Consider the following 16227-nt stretch of genomic DNA (forward strand, 5'->3'; position numbering starts at 1 on the left):
TTCAAGGCCGCCAGCTCAGCTCGATGTCGGGCTCGCGCTCCTCATTGCCCGAACCGTCGGTGCGACGCAGCTCGGCGAAGCCGTGCCGTGCGTAGAAGCGCCGGGCCGCGAGGTTGGTCTCGAAGACCCACAGCCCCACTCCCTCGGGCCGCACTGCCTGCACCAGGGCGAGGAGCGCGGACCCGACGCCGGTGCCGGCGTGGTGAGGGGCGACGTACAGGTGGTCGAGCCAGGTCGGGGTGGCCGACGCGAAGCCGACGATCTCCTCGTCCCACTCGGCCACCCAGAGATCGACGGACGTCAGGTCCCACGCGGCGACCCAGCGACGTACCTCCACCTCGGGACGCGCCAGGGGCGGCATGGCCGGATGGGCTGCGCGGCGAGCTCCGATCATCACGTCGGCGACCTGCGGAAGGTCTTCGACGCTGCCCGGGCGCAGGCTCAGGGTCGCCGCCACGGTCAGTGGGCGTCGCGGATGACGTCGAGCGCGTTCTGCAGGTCGTCGGGGTACGTCGACTCGTAGGTCACGTAGTCACCGGTGCCCGGGTGCTCGAAACCGAGGCGTACGGCGTGCAGCCACTGCCGCTCCAGGCCCACCCGGCGCGCCAAGGCGGGGTCCGCCCCGTAGGTCATGTCACCGACGCAGGGGTGCTTGAGCGCCGACATGTGCACCCGGATCTGGTGGGTCCGGCCGGTCTCGAGGTGGATCTGCAGGAGGCTCGCGAAGCGGTGGGCCTCGAGCGTCTCGTAATGGGTGATGCTGTGCCGGCCGTCGGCCATCACGGCGAACTTCCAGTCGGACTTCGGGTGCCGGCCGATGGGGGCGTCCACGGTGCCCTCGTGCGGGTCGGGATGGCCCTGCACGAGTGCGTGGTAGGTCTTGTCGACGGTGCGCTGCCGGAAGGCGTTCTTGAGCCGCGAGTAGGCGTACTCCGACTTGGTGATCACCATGACGCCCGACGTGCCCACGTCGAGGCGCTGCACGATGCCCTGACGCTCCGGGGCACCGCTGGTGGCGATGCGGAAGCCAGCGCCGGCGAGATGACCGACGACGGTCGGGCCCGTCCATCCCATGCTCGGGTGGACAGCGACGCCGACGGGCTTGTCGATCACCACGATCGAGTCGTCGTCGTGGATGATCTTGATGCCCTCGACGGTCTCGGGGACGACGGCCAGCGGGTCCTGCTCCTGCGGGATCGTCACGTCGAGGGTGGCTCCGGCAGTGACCCGGTCGCTCTTGCCCACGCCGCTGCCGTCCAGCTCGACCAGCCCGGTGGCGATCAGCTCGGCCGACTTGGTGCGGGAGAGGCCGAACATGCGTGCCATGGCCGCGTCGACACGCTCCCCGTCGAGGCCTTCCGGGATCAGCACCACGCGTTGTTCACTCATCGTTGCTCCCGGGCAGCTCGGTGGTCTTCTCCTCCGCTGCCTCGCGGCTGCCGTCGAGACGGATGCCACGGACCGCCTGGACGATGATCACGAAGGCGGCGACGTTGATGCACATGTCGGCGACGTTGAAGACCGGGAAGTTGGGCAGGGCGAGGAAGTCGACGACGTGGCCACGGAAGAAGCCGGGCTCGCGGAAGAGCCGGTCGGTGAGGTTGCCTGCGATGCCGGCCAGCAGGAAACCCAGGCCGACGGCCCACAACCTGCTGGAAACCCGGAACGACAGCACGAGGACGACGATCGCCGCGATGCAGGCGAACCCCGTCAGCAGCTCCGTCGCCGAGGTGCCCATGCTGAAGGCGGCCCCGGGGTTGTAGACCAGGCGGAGCCCGAGGAGGTCCCCGAGGATCGGCTTGGTCTCGCCGATGACCAGGTGGGTCTCGGCGAGATGCTTGGTCGTCTGGTCGACAACCAGAAGGACGACGGTGACTGCCCAGAGGAGAAGCCTGCTGGTACGCCGATCGCCGGGTCGGGAAGGTGAACTCCGGCCGCTGGAACTCAGCGGCGCTCCTCGCGCTGCTTGCATGACATGCACAGTGTCGCACGCGGGAAGGCCATGAGCCGCATCTTCCCGATCGGGTTGCCACACGACTCACACACGCCATAGGTCTTGTCGTCGATGCGCTCCAGGGCGTGCTCGATCTGGGCCAGCATGTCGCGACTGTTGTTGTAGACGCTCAGCTCGTGGTCGCGCTCGAAGCTGGAGGCGCCGATGTCGGCCTGGTCGTGACCGGCTCCGTCACCGGAGTCACGCAGGAGCACGGTGATCTCCTGCTGGTGTTCCTCCAGCTCGGCACGCAGCCGCTCGGCCTCGCCCTTGAGCTCTCCGACGACCTCCTTGAGCTCGGCCTTGGTCCACTCCGACTCGTCCTCGCGCACCGCCAGCTTCGCGGAGGTCCTGGCGGTGGGGACCTTCTTGGCTGGCGCGCTCTTCGCGGCTGGTGCGGCCTTCTTGGTTGGTGCAGCCTGCTTGGCAGGCGTCGTCTTCTTGGCTGGCGCCTTGGCCGCGCTCTTCTTGGCCGGCGCAGCCTTCTTCGCCGACGCCGCCTTCGTTGCTGCAGCCTTCTTGGCAGGCGTCGCCTTCTTGGCTGCTGCTTTCGTTGCCGCGCCCTTCTTCGCCGGCGCCGCCTTCTTGGCCGGCGCAGCCTTCTTGGCAGGTGCCGCAGCCTTGGTCGAACCCTGCTTCGGCGCCACCTTCTTCGCCGGCGCTGCGGCCTTCGCCGCCTTCTTCGCCGCGGCCTTCTTCGCCGGCGCTGCGGCTTTCGCCGGGCCCTTCTTCGCTGACGGCGCCTTCTTGGCAGGTGCCTTCTTGGCAGGTGCCGCCTTCGTTGCTGCCTTCTGCGTGGCGGCAGAGGATTCGTCCTCCCCGCGCGGCTTCGGTGACATGACGCGCTTCACCGCCGCTGCGGCACTGCCCATCACTGACTTCCTGCTGCTGCGCGCCATCGGGACTCCGTCCTGTCAGACCGACGCGCGACGGTCGTCACACTCGGTCAGGTGGGAGGGAGGCTAGTGGGTGCCGCCGGCTTACTCAATGCGCCACGCACATCTGCGGGACCCGCTGCTCAGGGAAATGGCAGCGGCGGCCGGCTCCCGCTGGGAGCCGACCGCCGTCGTACGCGTGGAGCGAGGAGGTTCAGCCCTCTTCGTCACCCAGGATCGAGCGCAGTCGCTTCGGGGCCGGGCTGGCCTCGGCGATCTCCGCGCCCGTGTCGCTGTTGGCGTTGAGCGAGTTGAGCTGCTCGGTGAAGTAGCTCTTCAGGCGCGAACGGTATTCACGCTCGAAGGAGCGCAGACCCTCGACGTCTGCCTGGAGCTTGTCGCGCTCCGTCTCGAGGGCACCGAACATCTGGGTCCGGCGCTCCGCGGTCTCGGAGTCGAGGAGCTGGGCACGAGTACGTGCGTCCATCTCCGTGCGGTCGGCCTTGGCCTTGGACTCCGCCTCGAGGCGCTCGGCCTTGGTGCGGGCCTCACCCACGATCTTGTCCGCGTCGTTCTTGGCTTCCTCGACAAGCTCGTCAGCGTTGCGCGTGGCGATCTCGAGCAGGCGCGCTGCCGCACCCGAGGCCTGCGCCACGGTCTCGACCTTGATGGTCTCGACCTGTGCCGGTGCGGGAGCCGCAGCAGGCGTCGGAACCGGAGTCGGCTCCGGCTCAGGCTTGGTCTCGACGACCGGAGCGGGGGCCGGCGCGGGCACGGGCTCCGCGGCCGGGACCGGAGCGCCGGACTGCGCTGCGGCCAGCTTGGACCGCAGGTCCTCGTTCTCCTTCGTCAGTCGGGCCAGTTCTGCTTCCACCTCGTCGAGGAACTGGTCCACCTCACCCATGTCGTAGCCCTCACGGAGCCGGACAGGAGTAAAGCGCTTGTTGCTCACGTCCTCAGGCGTCAGCGGCATGACCTCACCCAATTCGTCTGTAGTCACGGTCAGTTTCTTGTCCCGAACAATAGCGCCTGGGCTCAGGGCCCAGACAGGTCACCGGGTGCCGTGGGACTGACGGCGACCGGCAAACGGCTCACAGCAGCAACGCTGCGTTGAGTTGCAACAGAAGGTATGCCCCCACCAGCACCAGAAGGAAACTGAGGTCAAGGGAGATAGTCCCCAGACGCAACGGCGGCACCACCCGTCGCAGTGCCTTGATCGGCGGATCGGTGGCCGAGTAGACGACCTCGAGGAGCACCAGCAGTGGTCCCCCGGGGGACCATTGCCGGGCGAAGATCTGCACCCAGTCGAAGATGAAGCGCACCCACAGCAGGGCTATGAACACCCACAGGACGATGTGGATGATCTGTCCGATGATCACCTGGCGTCAGCTCTGATTGAAGAAGCCACCCTCGGCGATCCGCTGCTTGTCCTCGGCCGCAACGGTGACGTTGGGAGGAGACAGCAGGAACACCTTGGCGGTGACCCGCTCGATGGATCCGTGGGTGGCGAAGATCAGACCCGCAGCGAAGTCGACCAGGCGCTTCGCGTCGGCGTCCTCCATCTCGGACAGGTTCATGATCACGGGCACACCTTCGCGGTAGTTCTCACCGACGGTGCGGGCCTCGTTGTAGGTACGGGGGTGGAGGGTCGTGATGCGAGACAACTCGGCAACTGCTCCTGAAGTCGGGACCGGCTGGGGTCGACGGCGCTCGGCCAGGTCGGCAACGGGCGCCGGACGGCGCTCCTGCTGGCGAGCCGGCTCCTCGGCCTGGTCGTCGAGCTCCTCGTCGTAGATGCGGTCGCTTTCCTCGACCAGGCCGAGGTACTCACCGATCCTGCGCATGGCGCCGCTCATGAGTCTTTCCTCCGGTGTTCTGCGCCCAGGTCGGGCACGTTGGATGTTGGTGACATTACTGGACCGAGGGCCTCTCCCCGAGGACCGCGCGGCCAATTCGTACGTGTGTCGCGCCATGCCGGATCGCCTCCTCGAGGTCTCCGCTCATGCCGGCCGAGAGGACCGTGGCATCGGGGTGATCGGCGCGGAACCGCTCGGTGATCACGGCAAGCCGAGCGAACGCCTGGTCGGCGTCCGCACCGAGCGGTGCGACTGCCATCAGGCCGGCAAGCTCCAGCCCTTCCGCCGCGACCACGGCCTCCGCCAGCGCGGCCAGGTCGTCCGGATGTACGCCGGAGCGCCCCTCGCCCTGCTCCGGCGGATCGAGGCTCACCTGCAGCAGGCAGGGCAGCACCGCCCCACGCTCGACGGCACCGCGCGAGAGCCCACCGACCAACTTGCGGCGGTCGACCGACTCCACGACGTCGGCATAGCGGGCCACGGCCGCGGCCTTGTTGGACTGCAGACCCCCGATGTAATGCCAGCGGAGCCCCAAGTCGGCTGTCTCAGCCGCCTTCTCCTGGGCCTCCTGGTGACGGTTCTCCCCCACGTCGGTGACGCCGAGGTCGGCCAGGAGACGGACATCACTGGCCGGGAAGTACTTGGTGACCACGGTGAGCGTGACCTCGTCGGCGTCACGTCTCGCGGCCCGACAGGCGCGGGCGATGCGCTCACGGGTGCGGGCCAACCCGTCGGCAAGTTCGTGGCGGCGGCTCAACGCGCCTCCCTCTCCACATGATCAGTCCGACCTGGCGTCCCGAACGCTCCGCGTCACGGCGGTGCGAATAGTGATCGGGCGACTCCTTGGTGCACACCCCGAGCTCGGCGACCTCGGCGACCTCCGGCCGCGCGAGCTGTGACCGCACGCCGGCCGCAAGGTCGAGCGACGGCGTACCCCACGACGTGGTGGCGGCCGCTCCGGGCACGAGCGCCTCCACCTCCCGCTGCAGAGCGGCGGGCACTTCGTAACACCGCCCACAGACGTGGGGCCCGATGCGAGCGACGATGGTGCGGGCACCGGCGGCGACCATCTGATCGAGGGTGACCCCGAGCACGTCGGAGGCGAGCCCGGCCCTACCGACGTGAGCGGCAGCAACCACCCCCGCGCCGGGATCGGCGAGCAGCACCGGCACGCAGTCGGCAACCCGCACCACCAGCACCGTGTCGGGGCTGACCGTGACCAGGCCATCGCACTCGGGTGCCGGGTCCTTCGGCCCCTCGAGCGCGGTGACCACGCTGCCGTGCACCTGACGCATGTCGACACGCTTTCCACCCGGGGCGAACTCGGCCATCACCCGTTGCCAGTTGGCCTCGGACTCGGCGACGCGGTCGGGGGTCGGCAGCGCCAGGTCGAGCTCGTCGTACGGCGCCTCGCTGACGCCGCCGAACCGGTCGGTGAAGGCCAGGTCGACGGAGCCGATGCGCTCGCGATGGGTGAACAACGGGGCTTACTTGAGGAAGTCCGGGACGTCGAGGTCGTCGTCGTCGAACTCCACCGGGCGCGGGGCCTGACGCTGCACCGGCTGCTGTGCCGGCTGCTGACGCTGCTGAGCGGGCTGCTGCTGAGCAGGGGCGGGCTGCTCCTGCTGCTGGACGGGCCGCTGGGCAGGCTGCGCCTGCTGCTGCACCCGGTCGGTGTTGCGCTGCCCCGACAACGCCTGGGCAGCTGCCCGGGTGTCGGCCTGCGTCTGCTGCGGAGGCTGGCGCCGGAGCACCGTGCCTTCGTCACGGCGCTTGGGCATGCCGCCGTCGAACCCGGCAGCGATCACGGTGACCCGGACCTCGTCGCCGAGAGCGTCATCGATCGTGGCACCGAAGATGATGTTGGCCTCGGGGTGCACCGACTCGGCCACCAGTGCGGCGGCCTCGTTGATCTCGAAGAGACCCAGGTCGGAGCCACCGGCGATGGAGAGCAGGACACCGTGGGCGCCGTCGATGCTCGCCTCGAGCAGGGGCGAGGAGACAGCCATCTCTGCGGCGGCCACCGAGCGGTCCTCGCCCCGGGCCGAGCCGATGCCCATGAGCGCCGATCCGGCGTTGGCCATGACCGACTTCACGTCGGCGAAGTCGAGGTTGATCAGACCGGGAGTGGTGATCAGGTCGGTGATGCCGGACACACCCTGCAACAGCACCTGGTCGGCCTGCTTGAAGGCGTCCAGCACCGACACGTTGCGATCGCTGATCGAGAGCAACCGGTCATTGGGGATGACGATGAGGGTGTCGACCTCTTCGCGCAGCTGCTCGATGCCCTCCTCGGCGGAGTTGGCACGACGACGGCCTTCGAAGGCGAACGGGCGGGTGACCACGCCGATCGTCAGCGCGCCGAGCGAGCGGGCGATGCGGGCGACGACCGGAGCACCACCGGTGCCGGTGCCACCGCCTTCTCCAGCGGTGACGAACACCATGTCGGCGCCCTTGATGACCTCTTCGATCTCGTCGGCGTGGTCCTCGGCCGCTCGGCCACCCACTTCGGGGTTGGCACCGGCACCCAGTCCACGGGTGAGTTCACGACCGATGTCGAGCTTCACATCGGCGTCGCTCATGAGCAGGGCCTGTGCATCGGTGTTGATGGCGATGAACTCGACGCCCTTGAGGCCGACTTCGATCATCCGGTTGACGGCGTTGACACCGCCCCCACCGATGCCCACGACCTTGATGATGGCCAGGTAGTTCTGTGCTGCTGCCACGTCGTGCGTGCCTCTCCGATCGGTGTCGTCCAAAGATCCGGTGGGACCCGTGAACCTGACTTGGTGCCTTGTGGGGAAGAACCGATCGGTTGCCATGAACCCTAACCCTCAACTGAAGGGTTATAGTTATGTCAACCTCTCGATGCAAAGAACAGTAGGCAGGGCACTGCCCCGAACCCCGCCGACACGCCCCGCAGGTCCGCGATATTTCCGCAACACCCTCTCCACAGGACCGATCGTCCCTAACAGATTTGTAGACAAATCGGACCCGTGACGACAAATCTGTTAGGGACGATCGTGAAAAGACCTCATCGGGTGGTGGGGCGACCGGGCACGGAGACGTCGTAGACCGTGGCCTCTTCGCTGAGGAGGACCGCGAGGACGGCGGCCTTCTCGGCGGACTCCTCGGCACTCCCCACACGACGGTCCGGCCGTCGCGGAGATGGAGGTCGATCTGGTCGATCGTGCGCAACTCGATGTACTCGACCTGTTTGGCGATGGTGCGGGGCAAGGAGCCCGCCACGGTGGCGCCCTCGGTGCGCACCTCGCCGCTCAGCTCACCGTCGGCGCGCAGCAGCGGGAAGTTGGCGGGGAGCTTGCCGAAGTTGCGGAACACCACACCGGACTCGTCCATGCCGCGGTAGCGCTCCCCACTTGGAAGACGGCGACGACCCGCCGCTCCTCCACCTGGATCAACACCTTGTCGGGCCAGGACCGCGAGACGTCGGCGTTCTTGACCGCCGGCAGTTCCTCGACCCGCTTCTCGATCGCGGCGATGTCGAGAGTGGCCAGCGGCTCGCCAGCGGGGACTGCGGCGGCCACCCGCACCTCGTCCTCGCCGAGGTGGTCAGTGCCCTCGACGTCGACCCCGGAGACGCCCAGCACCGAGGAGAACCAGACCAGCCAGACGCCGACCGCCGCCAGCACGACGACGAGTGCCGCGGCGAGCAGCACCCGCCACACCAGCCAGCGGCGCAGCCACTGGCGTCGCGCGAACCTGCGCCGGGTGAGCTCCTCGGGGTCCGTGTCGCGACGCCGGAAACGCGCCGAGAGGTCAGGCATCGGCCTCGCGACCCTGCAGCAACGAGATCACCTTCGGTCCCACGGTCGTGATGTCGCCCGCGCCGAGGGTCACCACGAGGTCGCCGGGGCGTGCACGACGGGCGAGTGCCTCGGCCACCTCCTCGAGGGTGGGGGCGAACTCCACCGCACTCTCGGGGAGCGGGCATGCGTCGGCGACCAGCCGCCCGGTCACCGCACTGTCAGGCTCCTCGCGCGCGACGTAGACGTCGGCGACGACGACCTCGTCGGCAGCCGCCAGCTCGAGGCCCATCTGCTCGGCGAAGAGCCGGGTGCGCGAGACAAGATGGGGTTGGAAGGCCACGATCAGGCGACCGGCACCTGCCACCTCGCGAGCAGCCTGGAGGTCGCCACGGATCTCGGTCGGGTGGTGGGCATAGGTGTCATAGACGCGTACGCCGCCCGCCTCGCCCTTGCGCTCCATGCGGCGCCGGGTGCCGGTGAACTCCCCAACCCGCGGGCGAGTTCGTCGAACGGCAGTCCCAGCTCGAGCCCGGTGGCGAGCACCGCCAGCGCGTTGAGCACGTAGTGGCGCCCGGGGATTCGGAGGGTGACCTCGCCCAGACGCTCGCCGCCACGCACGACGGCGAACGTCGTACGGGTGCCGTCGTGGACGACATCCACCGCTCGCAGATGACCTTGTGCAGGTTCGGCGGATCCAGGTGCAGGTTCGTCGAGGCCGTAGGTCAGCACCCGGCGCCCTGCCTCGGTCGCGGTCGCGACCAGCGCGGCGGCGCCCGGGTCATCGAGGCAGAGCACGAGGAACCCGGCCGGATCGAGCGTCGCGACGAACTCGTCGAAGGCGGCTCGATAGGCCTCCTCCGTGCCCCACTGGTCGAGGTGGTCGGCATCGACGTTGGTGACCACGGCCGCATACGGCGCGTAGTGGAGGAACGCCCCGTCACTCTCGTCCGCCTCCGCAACGAAGAGGTCACCGGTCCCCTCGGCAGCGTTGACGCCGGTCGAGGTGAGCTCTCCTCCGATGGCGTACGTCGGGTCGGCGCCTGCCGCCTGCAACGCGACGGTGAGCAGCGAGGTCGTCGTCGTCTTGCCGTGGGTGCCGGCAACGGCGACGGTACGGCGCCCAAGCATCACCGAGGCGAGCGCGGCGGAGCGGGGCAGGATGCGCAGCCCCTGCGCGACGGCCGCCAGGTATTCGGGGTTGTCCTCACGAATCGCGGTCGACACGACCAGCGTGTCGACGTCGTGCACGTGGGCCGCGTCGTGGCCCACGTGCACCCGGGCGCCGAGCTCGCGCAAGGCAGCCAGCGCGGCCGAGTCGGCTCCGTCGCTGCCGCTGACGACGACACCACGAGCCAGCATGATGCGGGCGATGCCCGAGAGGCCCGCACCCCCGATGCCGATGAAGTGCACCCGTCCCAACGCCGAGGCGGGCAGCATCCGAGCAGGGACCGGCACCCTCATCGGGCGACCTCCGCGATGATCCGGGCGAGCTTGTCGTCGGCGTCGCGCGGGATCAGGTCCGAGGCCGCGGCGCCCATGGCGGTCAACCGCTCTGCATCGTTGGCCAACGCCGGCACCAGTTCGCGCACCTTGTCTGCGGTGAGGTCGGCGTCGGCGACCAGCAGCGCTCCCCGGCGTCGACGACGGGCTTGGCGTTGAGCGCCTGCTCCCCGTTGCCGATCGGCAACGGCACGAAGATCGCGGGCAGGCCGGTCGCAGCCGCCTCGGTGACGCTGGAGGCACCAGCACGGCACAGCACCAGGTCGGCCGTGGCGTAGGCGAGGTCCATCCGGTCGACGAAGTGCACGACCCGGTAGGGCACCCCGGTCTCCACGGGCTCGGCCGAGCCGTTGGGCCCGACCACGTGCAGCACCTGCACGCCGGCCGCACCGAGTGCCTGGGCGGACTCCGAGACCGACTGGTTGAGACGCCGGGCCCCTTGGGAGCCACCGGTCACCAGCAGCGTCGGACGCTCCGGGTCGAGTCCGAAATGGGCGCGCGCCTCGGCGCGCAGCGCATCCCGGTCGAGCCCCGAGATCATCGGACGGATCGGGAGGCCGACGTACTCCGCCTTCTTCAACGGGGTGTCGGGGAAGCTCACCGCTACGCGCTGCGCGATCCGGGCCCCCACCTTGTTGGCGATGCCGGGCAGTGCGTTCTGCTCGTGGACGACCAGTGGCAGCTTGCGGCGCCGGGCAGCGAGATAGGCCGGCATCGAGACGTAGCCGCCGTAGCCGACGACGACGTCGGGCTGCACCCGGTCGAAGACCGCGAGGGTCTCCTTGACCGCAGCCCGCAACCGACCGGGCACGCGGAAGAGGTCGCCGCTGGGCTTGCGCGGCAGTGGCACCGGCGGGATCAGCTCCAGCCGGTAGCCCGCCTCGGGGACCACCCTGTTCTCCAGCCCCCGCGGGGTGCCCAGACAGGTGATCTCGGTCGCCGGATCCCACCGACGCAGCGCATCAGCGGTGGCGAGCAGGGGCGAGGTGTGGCCGGCAGTTCCCCCACCGGCGAGCAGGACACGCATTCTTCTACCTAGGGTCGACGTGACGTGGGTGCGGACAGACCCGCGGTACGGCGGCGCTTGCGGGCGGCGAGCGCACGCGCGGCCTCGGGCTCGGAACGGGCGAACCCGATCAGGATGCCCAGCGCCGCCAAGGACGGCAACAGGGCCGACCCACCGTAGGAGATCAGGGGTAGGGGGATGCCGATGACCGGCAGCACTGCGAGGACCATTCCGACGTTGACCATCATCTGACCGATCAGCCAGATGATGATCCCGAAGGTCGCATAACGCACGAACGCATCCTTGGTGTGCGTCGCGACCCTGATGGCGGCGTAGGCGATGGTGAGGAAGAGCGCCAGCACCAGCAACGTGCCGACCAGACCGAGCTCCTCGCCGAGCACCGCGAAGATGAAGTCGGTGTGAGCCTCCGGCAGGTCGCCCCACTTCTGCTGCGAGGCCCCGATGCCTTGGCCGAAGAGCCCGCCGGTGGACAGGGCGTAGAGCCCGTGAGCCGGCTGCCAGCCCGCGTCCTGGTAGTCCTTGAACGGATCGATGAAGTTGAAGAGCCGTTGCTGCCGCTCGGAGTTGCTGTTGGCCAGGTAGAGCGCGACCACACCGATGAGTGCGAGGGCGAACCCGAAGAGCCGTCCCGGTGCACCGATCGCCCAGAGCATCCCGATGAGGATCGCGAAGATGACGAGCGCCGTCCCCAGGTCGTGCTGCATGACGATGAGTCCGGCCACGGCGAGCACCCCGGGCACCACCGGCATGAGGATCGGGTGCCAGTTGTGGAGCCGCTTGTCCTTCTTGGCATACATGTGGGCCGCCCACAGCACCACCGCGAGCTTGGCGACCTCGGACGGCTGGATCTGGATCGGCCCGAGGGCCAGCCAGTTGGTGTTGCCGTTGACCCGCACGCCCAACGGCGTCTGGGTCGCCGCGAGCAGCAGCATGGCGACGATGAGCATCGGCCAGGTGAGTCGTCGCAGCCACACCCGCGGGATGCGACTGGCGATGAACGCGACCGGAAGACCGATCGCCACCCACATCAGCTGCTTCTCGACGATCGAGTAGGAGTTGCCGGTCATCTTGAACGCATAGACGCTCGAGGCCGACAGCACCATGATCAGTCCGATGGTGAGCAGCAGCCCGGAGGCGCCGAGCAGCAGGTAGTAGGCGGTGAGCGGGCGATCGATCGCCTCTCGGACCGTGGCCCACCACGACGGAGTCCGGAAGCGCTGCTCGGTGCGAGGACGCTCACTGGTGGTGCTGGCCACGCGCGTCCCCTTCCTCACCGGCCGAGGCGGTGCACCGCTTCGGCAAACTTCCTACCTCGTTCGCCGTAGTCGGCGAACTGATCCATGGACGCGCATCCCGGCGCCAGGAGCACGGTGTCCCCGGAGTCGCGAGTCCGGCCGCAGCAGCGACCACGTCGTCCATCAGTGCGTCGGAGCCAGTCTCGCCGCCGCCGACGACCACCACGGGCACATCGGGAGCGTGTCGCGAAAGTGCAGCAGCGATCACGTCGCGGTCGGCACCGATCAGTACGACGCCCCGCAGCCGATCACGGACGGTACGGACCAGGTCGTCGAAGTGGGCCCCCTTGGCCAGTCCCCCGCCACCCAGACCACGGACTCGTAGGCCTGCAGCGACGACTGGGCGGCGTGCGGGTTGGTCGCCTTCGAGTCGTCGACCCAGGTGACGTCACCGACGACCGCGACCTTCTCGATCCGGTGGCCGTCGGGGCGGAAGCTCCGCAGACCCTCGGCCACCGCCGAGCGACTGACACCGTGCGAGCGCGCCAGCGCAGCCGCGGCCAGCGCGTTGGCCACGAAGTGGGGGCGTCGGAGGCGAGCTCACCAATGGTGAGCAGCTCGGCGGCGCTGGTCGCCCGCTCGGCGATGAAGGCGCGGTCGACGAGGATGTCCTCGACCAGGCCGAGCATCCCGACGGCAGGCATCCCGAGCGTGAACCCGATGGCCCGCGCCCCTTCGACGACATCGGCATCGACGACCATCTGCTCGGTCACCGGGTCGGCGACGTTGTAGACGCAGGCCTTCTCCACCTGGTGGAAGATCCGGGCCTTGTCGGCGGCATAGCGACTCATGCCGTCGGCGCCGTCGTACCAGTCGAGGTGGTCCTCTGCGAGGTTGAGCACCGCTGCCGACTCGGCCCGCATCGACGAGGTCCAGTGCAGCTGGAAGCTGGAGAGCTCGACCGCGAGTGCGTCGTACGGCGTCGGATCCATGACCGCCTCGACGATCGGGGTGCCGACGTTGCCGACCGCCAGGCTGCGCTTGCCGGCCGCACGCAGGATCGAGTCGAGCATCTGCACCGTCGTGGTCTTGCCGTTGGTGCCGGTGATCGCCAACCACGGCGCCGGGCGCTCGAGGTCACGCAGACGCCAGGCGAGCTCGACCTCTCCCCACACCGGGATGCCGCGGGCGGTCGCCTGCGCCAGCAGCGGCGCGTCCGGACGCCAGCCGGGCGAGGTGACCACGACGTCGACGTCGTCGGGAAGCGTGGCGGTGCTGCCGGGACCGAGTCGCAGTTTGGCACCCAGCGACTCGAGCAGGTCGGCGCGTTCACCGTGGGAGTTCTCCCGCTCATCGAGGGCCGTGACGTCAGCGCCCAGGAAGAGCAGGTTGTCGACCGCGGCGATCCCGGACACGCCAAAGCCGGCAACGACCGCCTTGACCCCGTCCCACTGGTCGGCGCGGCCGAGAGCTGACGCGTCCCTCACGTGCCCGCCACCCATTCGGCGTAGAAGACCCCCAGGCCGGTGGCGACGAAGAGGCCGGAGATGATCCAGAAGCGGATCACCACGTTGACCTGCTCCCACCCGAGCATCTCGAAGTGGTGGTGCAGTGGGGCCATCCGGAAGACCCGGTGCCCCTTCTCCACCCGGAAGACCTTCCGCACCAATCCGCTGCGGGCCGACGCCTTGAAGAAGCTGACCTGGATCATCACCGACAGCGTGACCACGACGAAGAGACCGCCGATGACGACGAGCAGCAGCTCGGTGCGGGTCAGGATCGCGAAGCCGGCCAGCGCTCCCCGAGCGACAGGGAGCCGGTGTCGCCCATGAAGATCTGCGCCGGGGAGGCGTTCCACCACAGGAAGCCGAAGCAGGCGCCGGTGATCGCGGCGGCGATGATCGCCAGGTCGAGCGGATCCCGCACCTCGTAGCAGCGCCCGTAGTTGATGTTCTCCTGGCCGCACCACTGGTTGTTCTGCCAGATGTTCACGATCGTGTAGGCGCCGAAGACCATCATCGCCGAACCCGCGGCCAAGCCGTCGAGGCCGTCGGTGAGGTTGACCGCATTGCTGAACCCGGTCACGAAGAGCCAGATGAGCAGCATCACGACGACGACCGGCAGTGTCCACTGGTCGAGGTCACGGATGAACGAGAGGTGCCGCGAGGCCGGGGTCTGGCCGCGGTCGTCCTCCAACCACGGCGACAGTGCCAGGCCCGCGAAGACCAGGGCGATGACGGTCTGCCCGATCATCTTGGCCTTGCTGCGCAGGCCGAGGTTGCGCTGCTTGTAGATCTTGATGAAGTCGTCGAGGAACCCGACGGTGCCCATCCCGACGAAGAGGAAGAGCAACAACAGCGCCGAGGCGCTGGGCGTGTTGCCGGTCACGATCTTCGCGAAGAAGTAGCCGATCACCGTGGCCAGGATGATGACGATGCCACCCATCGTCGGGGTGCCACGCTTGGTCTGATGGGTGGTGGGACCGTCCTCGCGGATCTCCTGGCCATAGCCTCGCGCCGAGAGCACTCGGATCGCGTAGCGGGTGCCGAGCAGCGACAGGATCAGCGACAATCCCCCACCGAGCAGGATTGCTCTCATGCTCCGGACTCCTCCGACAGTTGCTGGGCCAACACTTCCAGTCCGGCTGCACGCGACGCCTTCACGAGGACGACGTGGCGCGGTCCGATCTCTGCGCGCAACTTTGCCAGAGCCGACTCCCGGTCAGGCGCGGACACGACGGAACCCGTCCACGATGTGATGCTCGACGCGCCCTCGACCACGCCCGAAGCCTCGTCGCCGACAGCGATGACGAGGTCGATACCGCGTTCGGCGGCGGCCCGGCCCACCCGGACGTGGCCGGCGTGATGGCCCGCCCCCAGCTCCCCCATCACCCCCAGCACGGCGACCGCGGGTCGGCCGCTGGCCCGGGCGATGCGTTGCAACGTCTCCAGTCCGGCGAGCGTCGACTCGGGATTGGCGTTGTAGGCGTCGTTGAGCACCACGAGACCGTCGGGGCGTTCCAACAGCTCCATCCGCCAGCGCGACTGGCTGACCGCCCCGTTGAGCGCGGTGGCCACCTGGTCGAGCTCGAGGCCGGCTGCCAGCGCCAGGGCACCGGCCGCGGCCGCATTGGCCACCTGGTGCACCCCGATCTCCTTCAGCCGGACCTCGGCGGCCTGCTCCTGCCAGTGCAACGTGGTACGGGCGCGACCGAGGTCGTCGTACTCCGGTTCGCTCCAGGTGAGATCGGCGTCGGTGGCACCGAAACTCACCACCCGCGCGACGCGCGCGCCCTCCAGTCCCACCCGGGTACGTCGATCGGCTGCGTTCACGACGGCCGCGCCGCCGGCCGGGAGCGCGGCGAGCAGCTCGCCCTTTGCCCGGGCGGTGTCGTCGACGCTGCCGAACTCGCTGGCGTGGGCGGAGCCGACGTTGAGCACCGCGCCGAGGTGTGGTCGAGCGACACCGCACAGATGGGCGATGTGACCACTGCCGCGGGCACCCATCTCCACGACGAGGAAACGGGTGTCGGCGGCGGCGCGGAGCACCGTGAGTGGCACGCCGAGCTCGTTGTTGAAGTTGCCGGCGGTGGCGACGGTCGGGCCCGCGCTGGCGAGCACCTGGGCGAGGTAGTCCTTGGTGCCGGTCTTGCCCTGGGATCCGGTGATGCCGACGACGGTGGCGGTGAGGCGACCACGGACATGGCTGGCCAGGGCAGCCAGGGCCCGGGCCGGGTCATCGACCACCACCGTCGGGACGCCGGTGTCTCGGTTGCCCAGTACGGCGGTGGCGCCACCCTCGACCGCGCCCACCGCGTAGTCGTGACCGTCGGCCCGCTCGCCGGGAAGCGCCACGAAGAGCCCCTCCGGGGGCACCGCACGGCTGTCGATGCTGGCCGCGCCGGAGACGACGAGCGCCGCGTCCCCCTCGACCCGACCGCCGACGACCTCCGCGATCTCTGCAAGCGTCAT

12 protein-coding genes and 5 pseudogenes are annotated in these 16227 nt (G+C 69.1%); all 17 read right to left on the reverse strand.

The features are described 5' to 3' along the window. Position 1 precedes the first annotated feature (1 nt). On the reverse strand, positions 2–457 hold the full coding sequence (locus tag L1066_RS25550; RefSeq protein WP_235735390.1) for a GNAT family N-acetyltransferase: 456 nt from the start codon (positions 455–457) through the stop codon (positions 2–4). A 2-nt stretch (positions 458–459) separates the two neighbouring features. Next, positions 460–1389 carry an RluA family pseudouridine synthase gene (locus L1066_RS25555; protein WP_235735389.1) on the reverse strand — a complete coding sequence of 310 codons (930 nt, stop codon included), beginning with the start codon at positions 1387–1389 and terminating at the stop codon, positions 460–462. Further along, positions 1382–1972, reverse strand: a complete 591-nt coding sequence (gene lspA, locus L1066_RS25560; RefSeq protein WP_235735388.1) for a signal peptidase II — start codon at positions 1970–1972, stop codon at positions 1382–1384. The genes L1066_RS25555 and lspA overlap by 8 nt, the downstream gene beginning before the upstream one ends. After that, a complete protein-coding gene (locus tag L1066_RS25565) occupies positions 1945–2892 on the reverse strand; it encodes a TraR/DksA family transcriptional regulator (protein ID WP_235735387.1) in 948 nt (315 codons plus the stop codon). Before L1066_RS25565 ends, lspA begins: the two co-directional genes overlap by 28 nt. Before the next feature lie 190 nt (positions 2893–3082). After that, positions 3083–3868 carry a DivIVA domain-containing protein gene (locus L1066_RS25570; RefSeq protein WP_312007117.1) on the reverse strand — a complete coding sequence of 262 codons (786 nt, stop codon included), beginning with the start codon at positions 3866–3868 and terminating at the stop codon, positions 3083–3085. Positions 3869–3959: 91 nt separating this feature from the next. After that, the gene (locus L1066_RS25575; RefSeq protein WP_235735386.1) at positions 3960–4247 is read right to left on the reverse strand and encodes a YggT family protein; all 288 of its coding nucleotides are present in this window, start codon (positions 4245–4247) and stop codon (positions 3960–3962) included. Between the two features lie 6 nt (positions 4248–4253). Then, positions 4254–4724, reverse strand: coding sequence for a cell division protein SepF (locus tag L1066_RS25580; protein WP_235735385.1), 471 nt, complete (start codon positions 4722–4724; stop codon positions 4254–4256). Positions 4725–4779: 55 nt separating this feature from the next. Continuing rightward, positions 4780–5481, reverse strand: a complete 702-nt coding sequence (locus tag L1066_RS25585; protein ID WP_235735384.1) for a YggS family pyridoxal phosphate-dependent enzyme — start codon at positions 5479–5481, stop codon at positions 4780–4782. Beyond that, on the reverse strand, positions 5435–6205 hold the full coding sequence (pgeF, locus tag L1066_RS25590) for a peptidoglycan editing factor PgeF (RefSeq protein WP_235735383.1): 771 nt from the start codon (positions 6203–6205) through the stop codon (positions 5435–5437). Before pgeF ends, L1066_RS25585 begins: the two co-directional genes overlap by 47 nt. Before the next feature lie 299 nt (positions 6206–6504). Further along, a pseudogene (gene ftsZ, locus L1066_RS25595) lies at positions 6505–7450 on the reverse strand (cell division protein FtsZ); the annotation flags it as partial. A gap of 552 nt (positions 7451–8002) precedes the next feature. Continuing rightward, positions 8003–8512 carry a cell division protein FtsQ/DivIB gene (locus L1066_RS25600; RefSeq protein WP_235739151.1) on the reverse strand — a complete coding sequence of 170 codons (510 nt, stop codon included), beginning with the start codon at positions 8510–8512 and terminating at the stop codon, positions 8003–8005. Next, positions 8505–9955, reverse strand: a pseudogene (gene murC / locus L1066_RS25605) (UDP-N-acetylmuramate--L-alanine ligase). Before murC ends, L1066_RS25600 begins: the two are co-directional and overlap by 8 nt. Further along, positions 9952–11021: pseudogene (gene murG, locus L1066_RS25610) on the reverse strand (undecaprenyldiphospho-muramoylpentapeptide beta-N-acetylglucosaminyltransferase). The pseudogenes murC and murG overlap by 4 nt, the downstream one beginning before the upstream one ends. An 8-nt stretch (positions 11022–11029) precedes the next feature. Then, positions 11030–12277: a putative lipid II flippase FtsW gene (gene ftsW / locus L1066_RS25615; RefSeq protein WP_235739155.1), complete on the reverse strand. Its 1248-nt coding sequence runs from the start codon at positions 12275–12277 to the stop codon at positions 11030–11032. 14 nt (positions 12278–12291) lie between these two features. Next, positions 12292–13758 (reverse strand): annotated as a pseudogene (gene murD / locus L1066_RS25620) (UDP-N-acetylmuramoyl-L-alanine--D-glutamate ligase). Next, positions 13740–14854 (reverse strand): annotated as a pseudogene (gene mraY, locus L1066_RS25625) (phospho-N-acetylmuramoyl-pentapeptide-transferase). Before mraY ends, murD begins: the two co-directional pseudogenes overlap by 19 nt. Then, positions 14851–16227, reverse strand: coding sequence for a UDP-N-acetylmuramoyl-tripeptide--D-alanyl-D-alanine ligase (locus tag L1066_RS25630; RefSeq protein WP_235739157.1), 1377 nt, complete (start codon positions 16225–16227; stop codon positions 14851–14853). The pseudogene mraY and the gene L1066_RS25630 overlap by 4 nt, the downstream one beginning before the upstream one ends.

Origin of the sequence: Nocardioides alcanivorans (assembly GCF_021555175.1) — a bacterium.
Lineage (GTDB): Bacteria > Actinomycetota > Actinomycetes > Propionibacteriales > Nocardioidaceae > Nocardioides > Nocardioides alcanivorans.

Bases quoted from the DNA above. Each gene is read 5' to 3' on its own strand.
- L1066_RS25555 (WP_235735389.1), bottom strand. From the start codon at position 1,389: ATGAGTGAACAACGCGTGGTGCTGATCCCGGAAGGCCTCGACGGGGAG.
- L1066_RS25600 (WP_235739151.1), bottom strand. From the start codon at position 8,512: ATGCCTGACCTCTCGGCGCGTTTCCGGCGTCGCGACACGGACCCCGAG.
- L1066_RS25580 (WP_235735385.1), bottom strand. From the start codon at position 4,724: ATGAGCGGCGCCATGCGCAGGATCGGTGAGTACCTCGGCCTGGTCGAG.
- lspA (WP_235735388.1), bottom strand. From the start codon at position 1,972: ATGCAAGCAGCGCGAGGAGCGCCGCTGAGTTCCAGCGGCCGGAGTTCA.
- L1066_RS25565 (WP_235735387.1), bottom strand. From the start codon at position 2,892: ATGGCGCGCAGCAGCAGGAAGTCAGTGATGGGCAGTGCCGCAGCGGCG.
- L1066_RS25630 (WP_235739157.1), bottom strand. From the start codon at position 16,227: ATGACGCTTGCAGAGATCGCGGAGGTCGTCGGCGGTCGGGTCGAGGGG.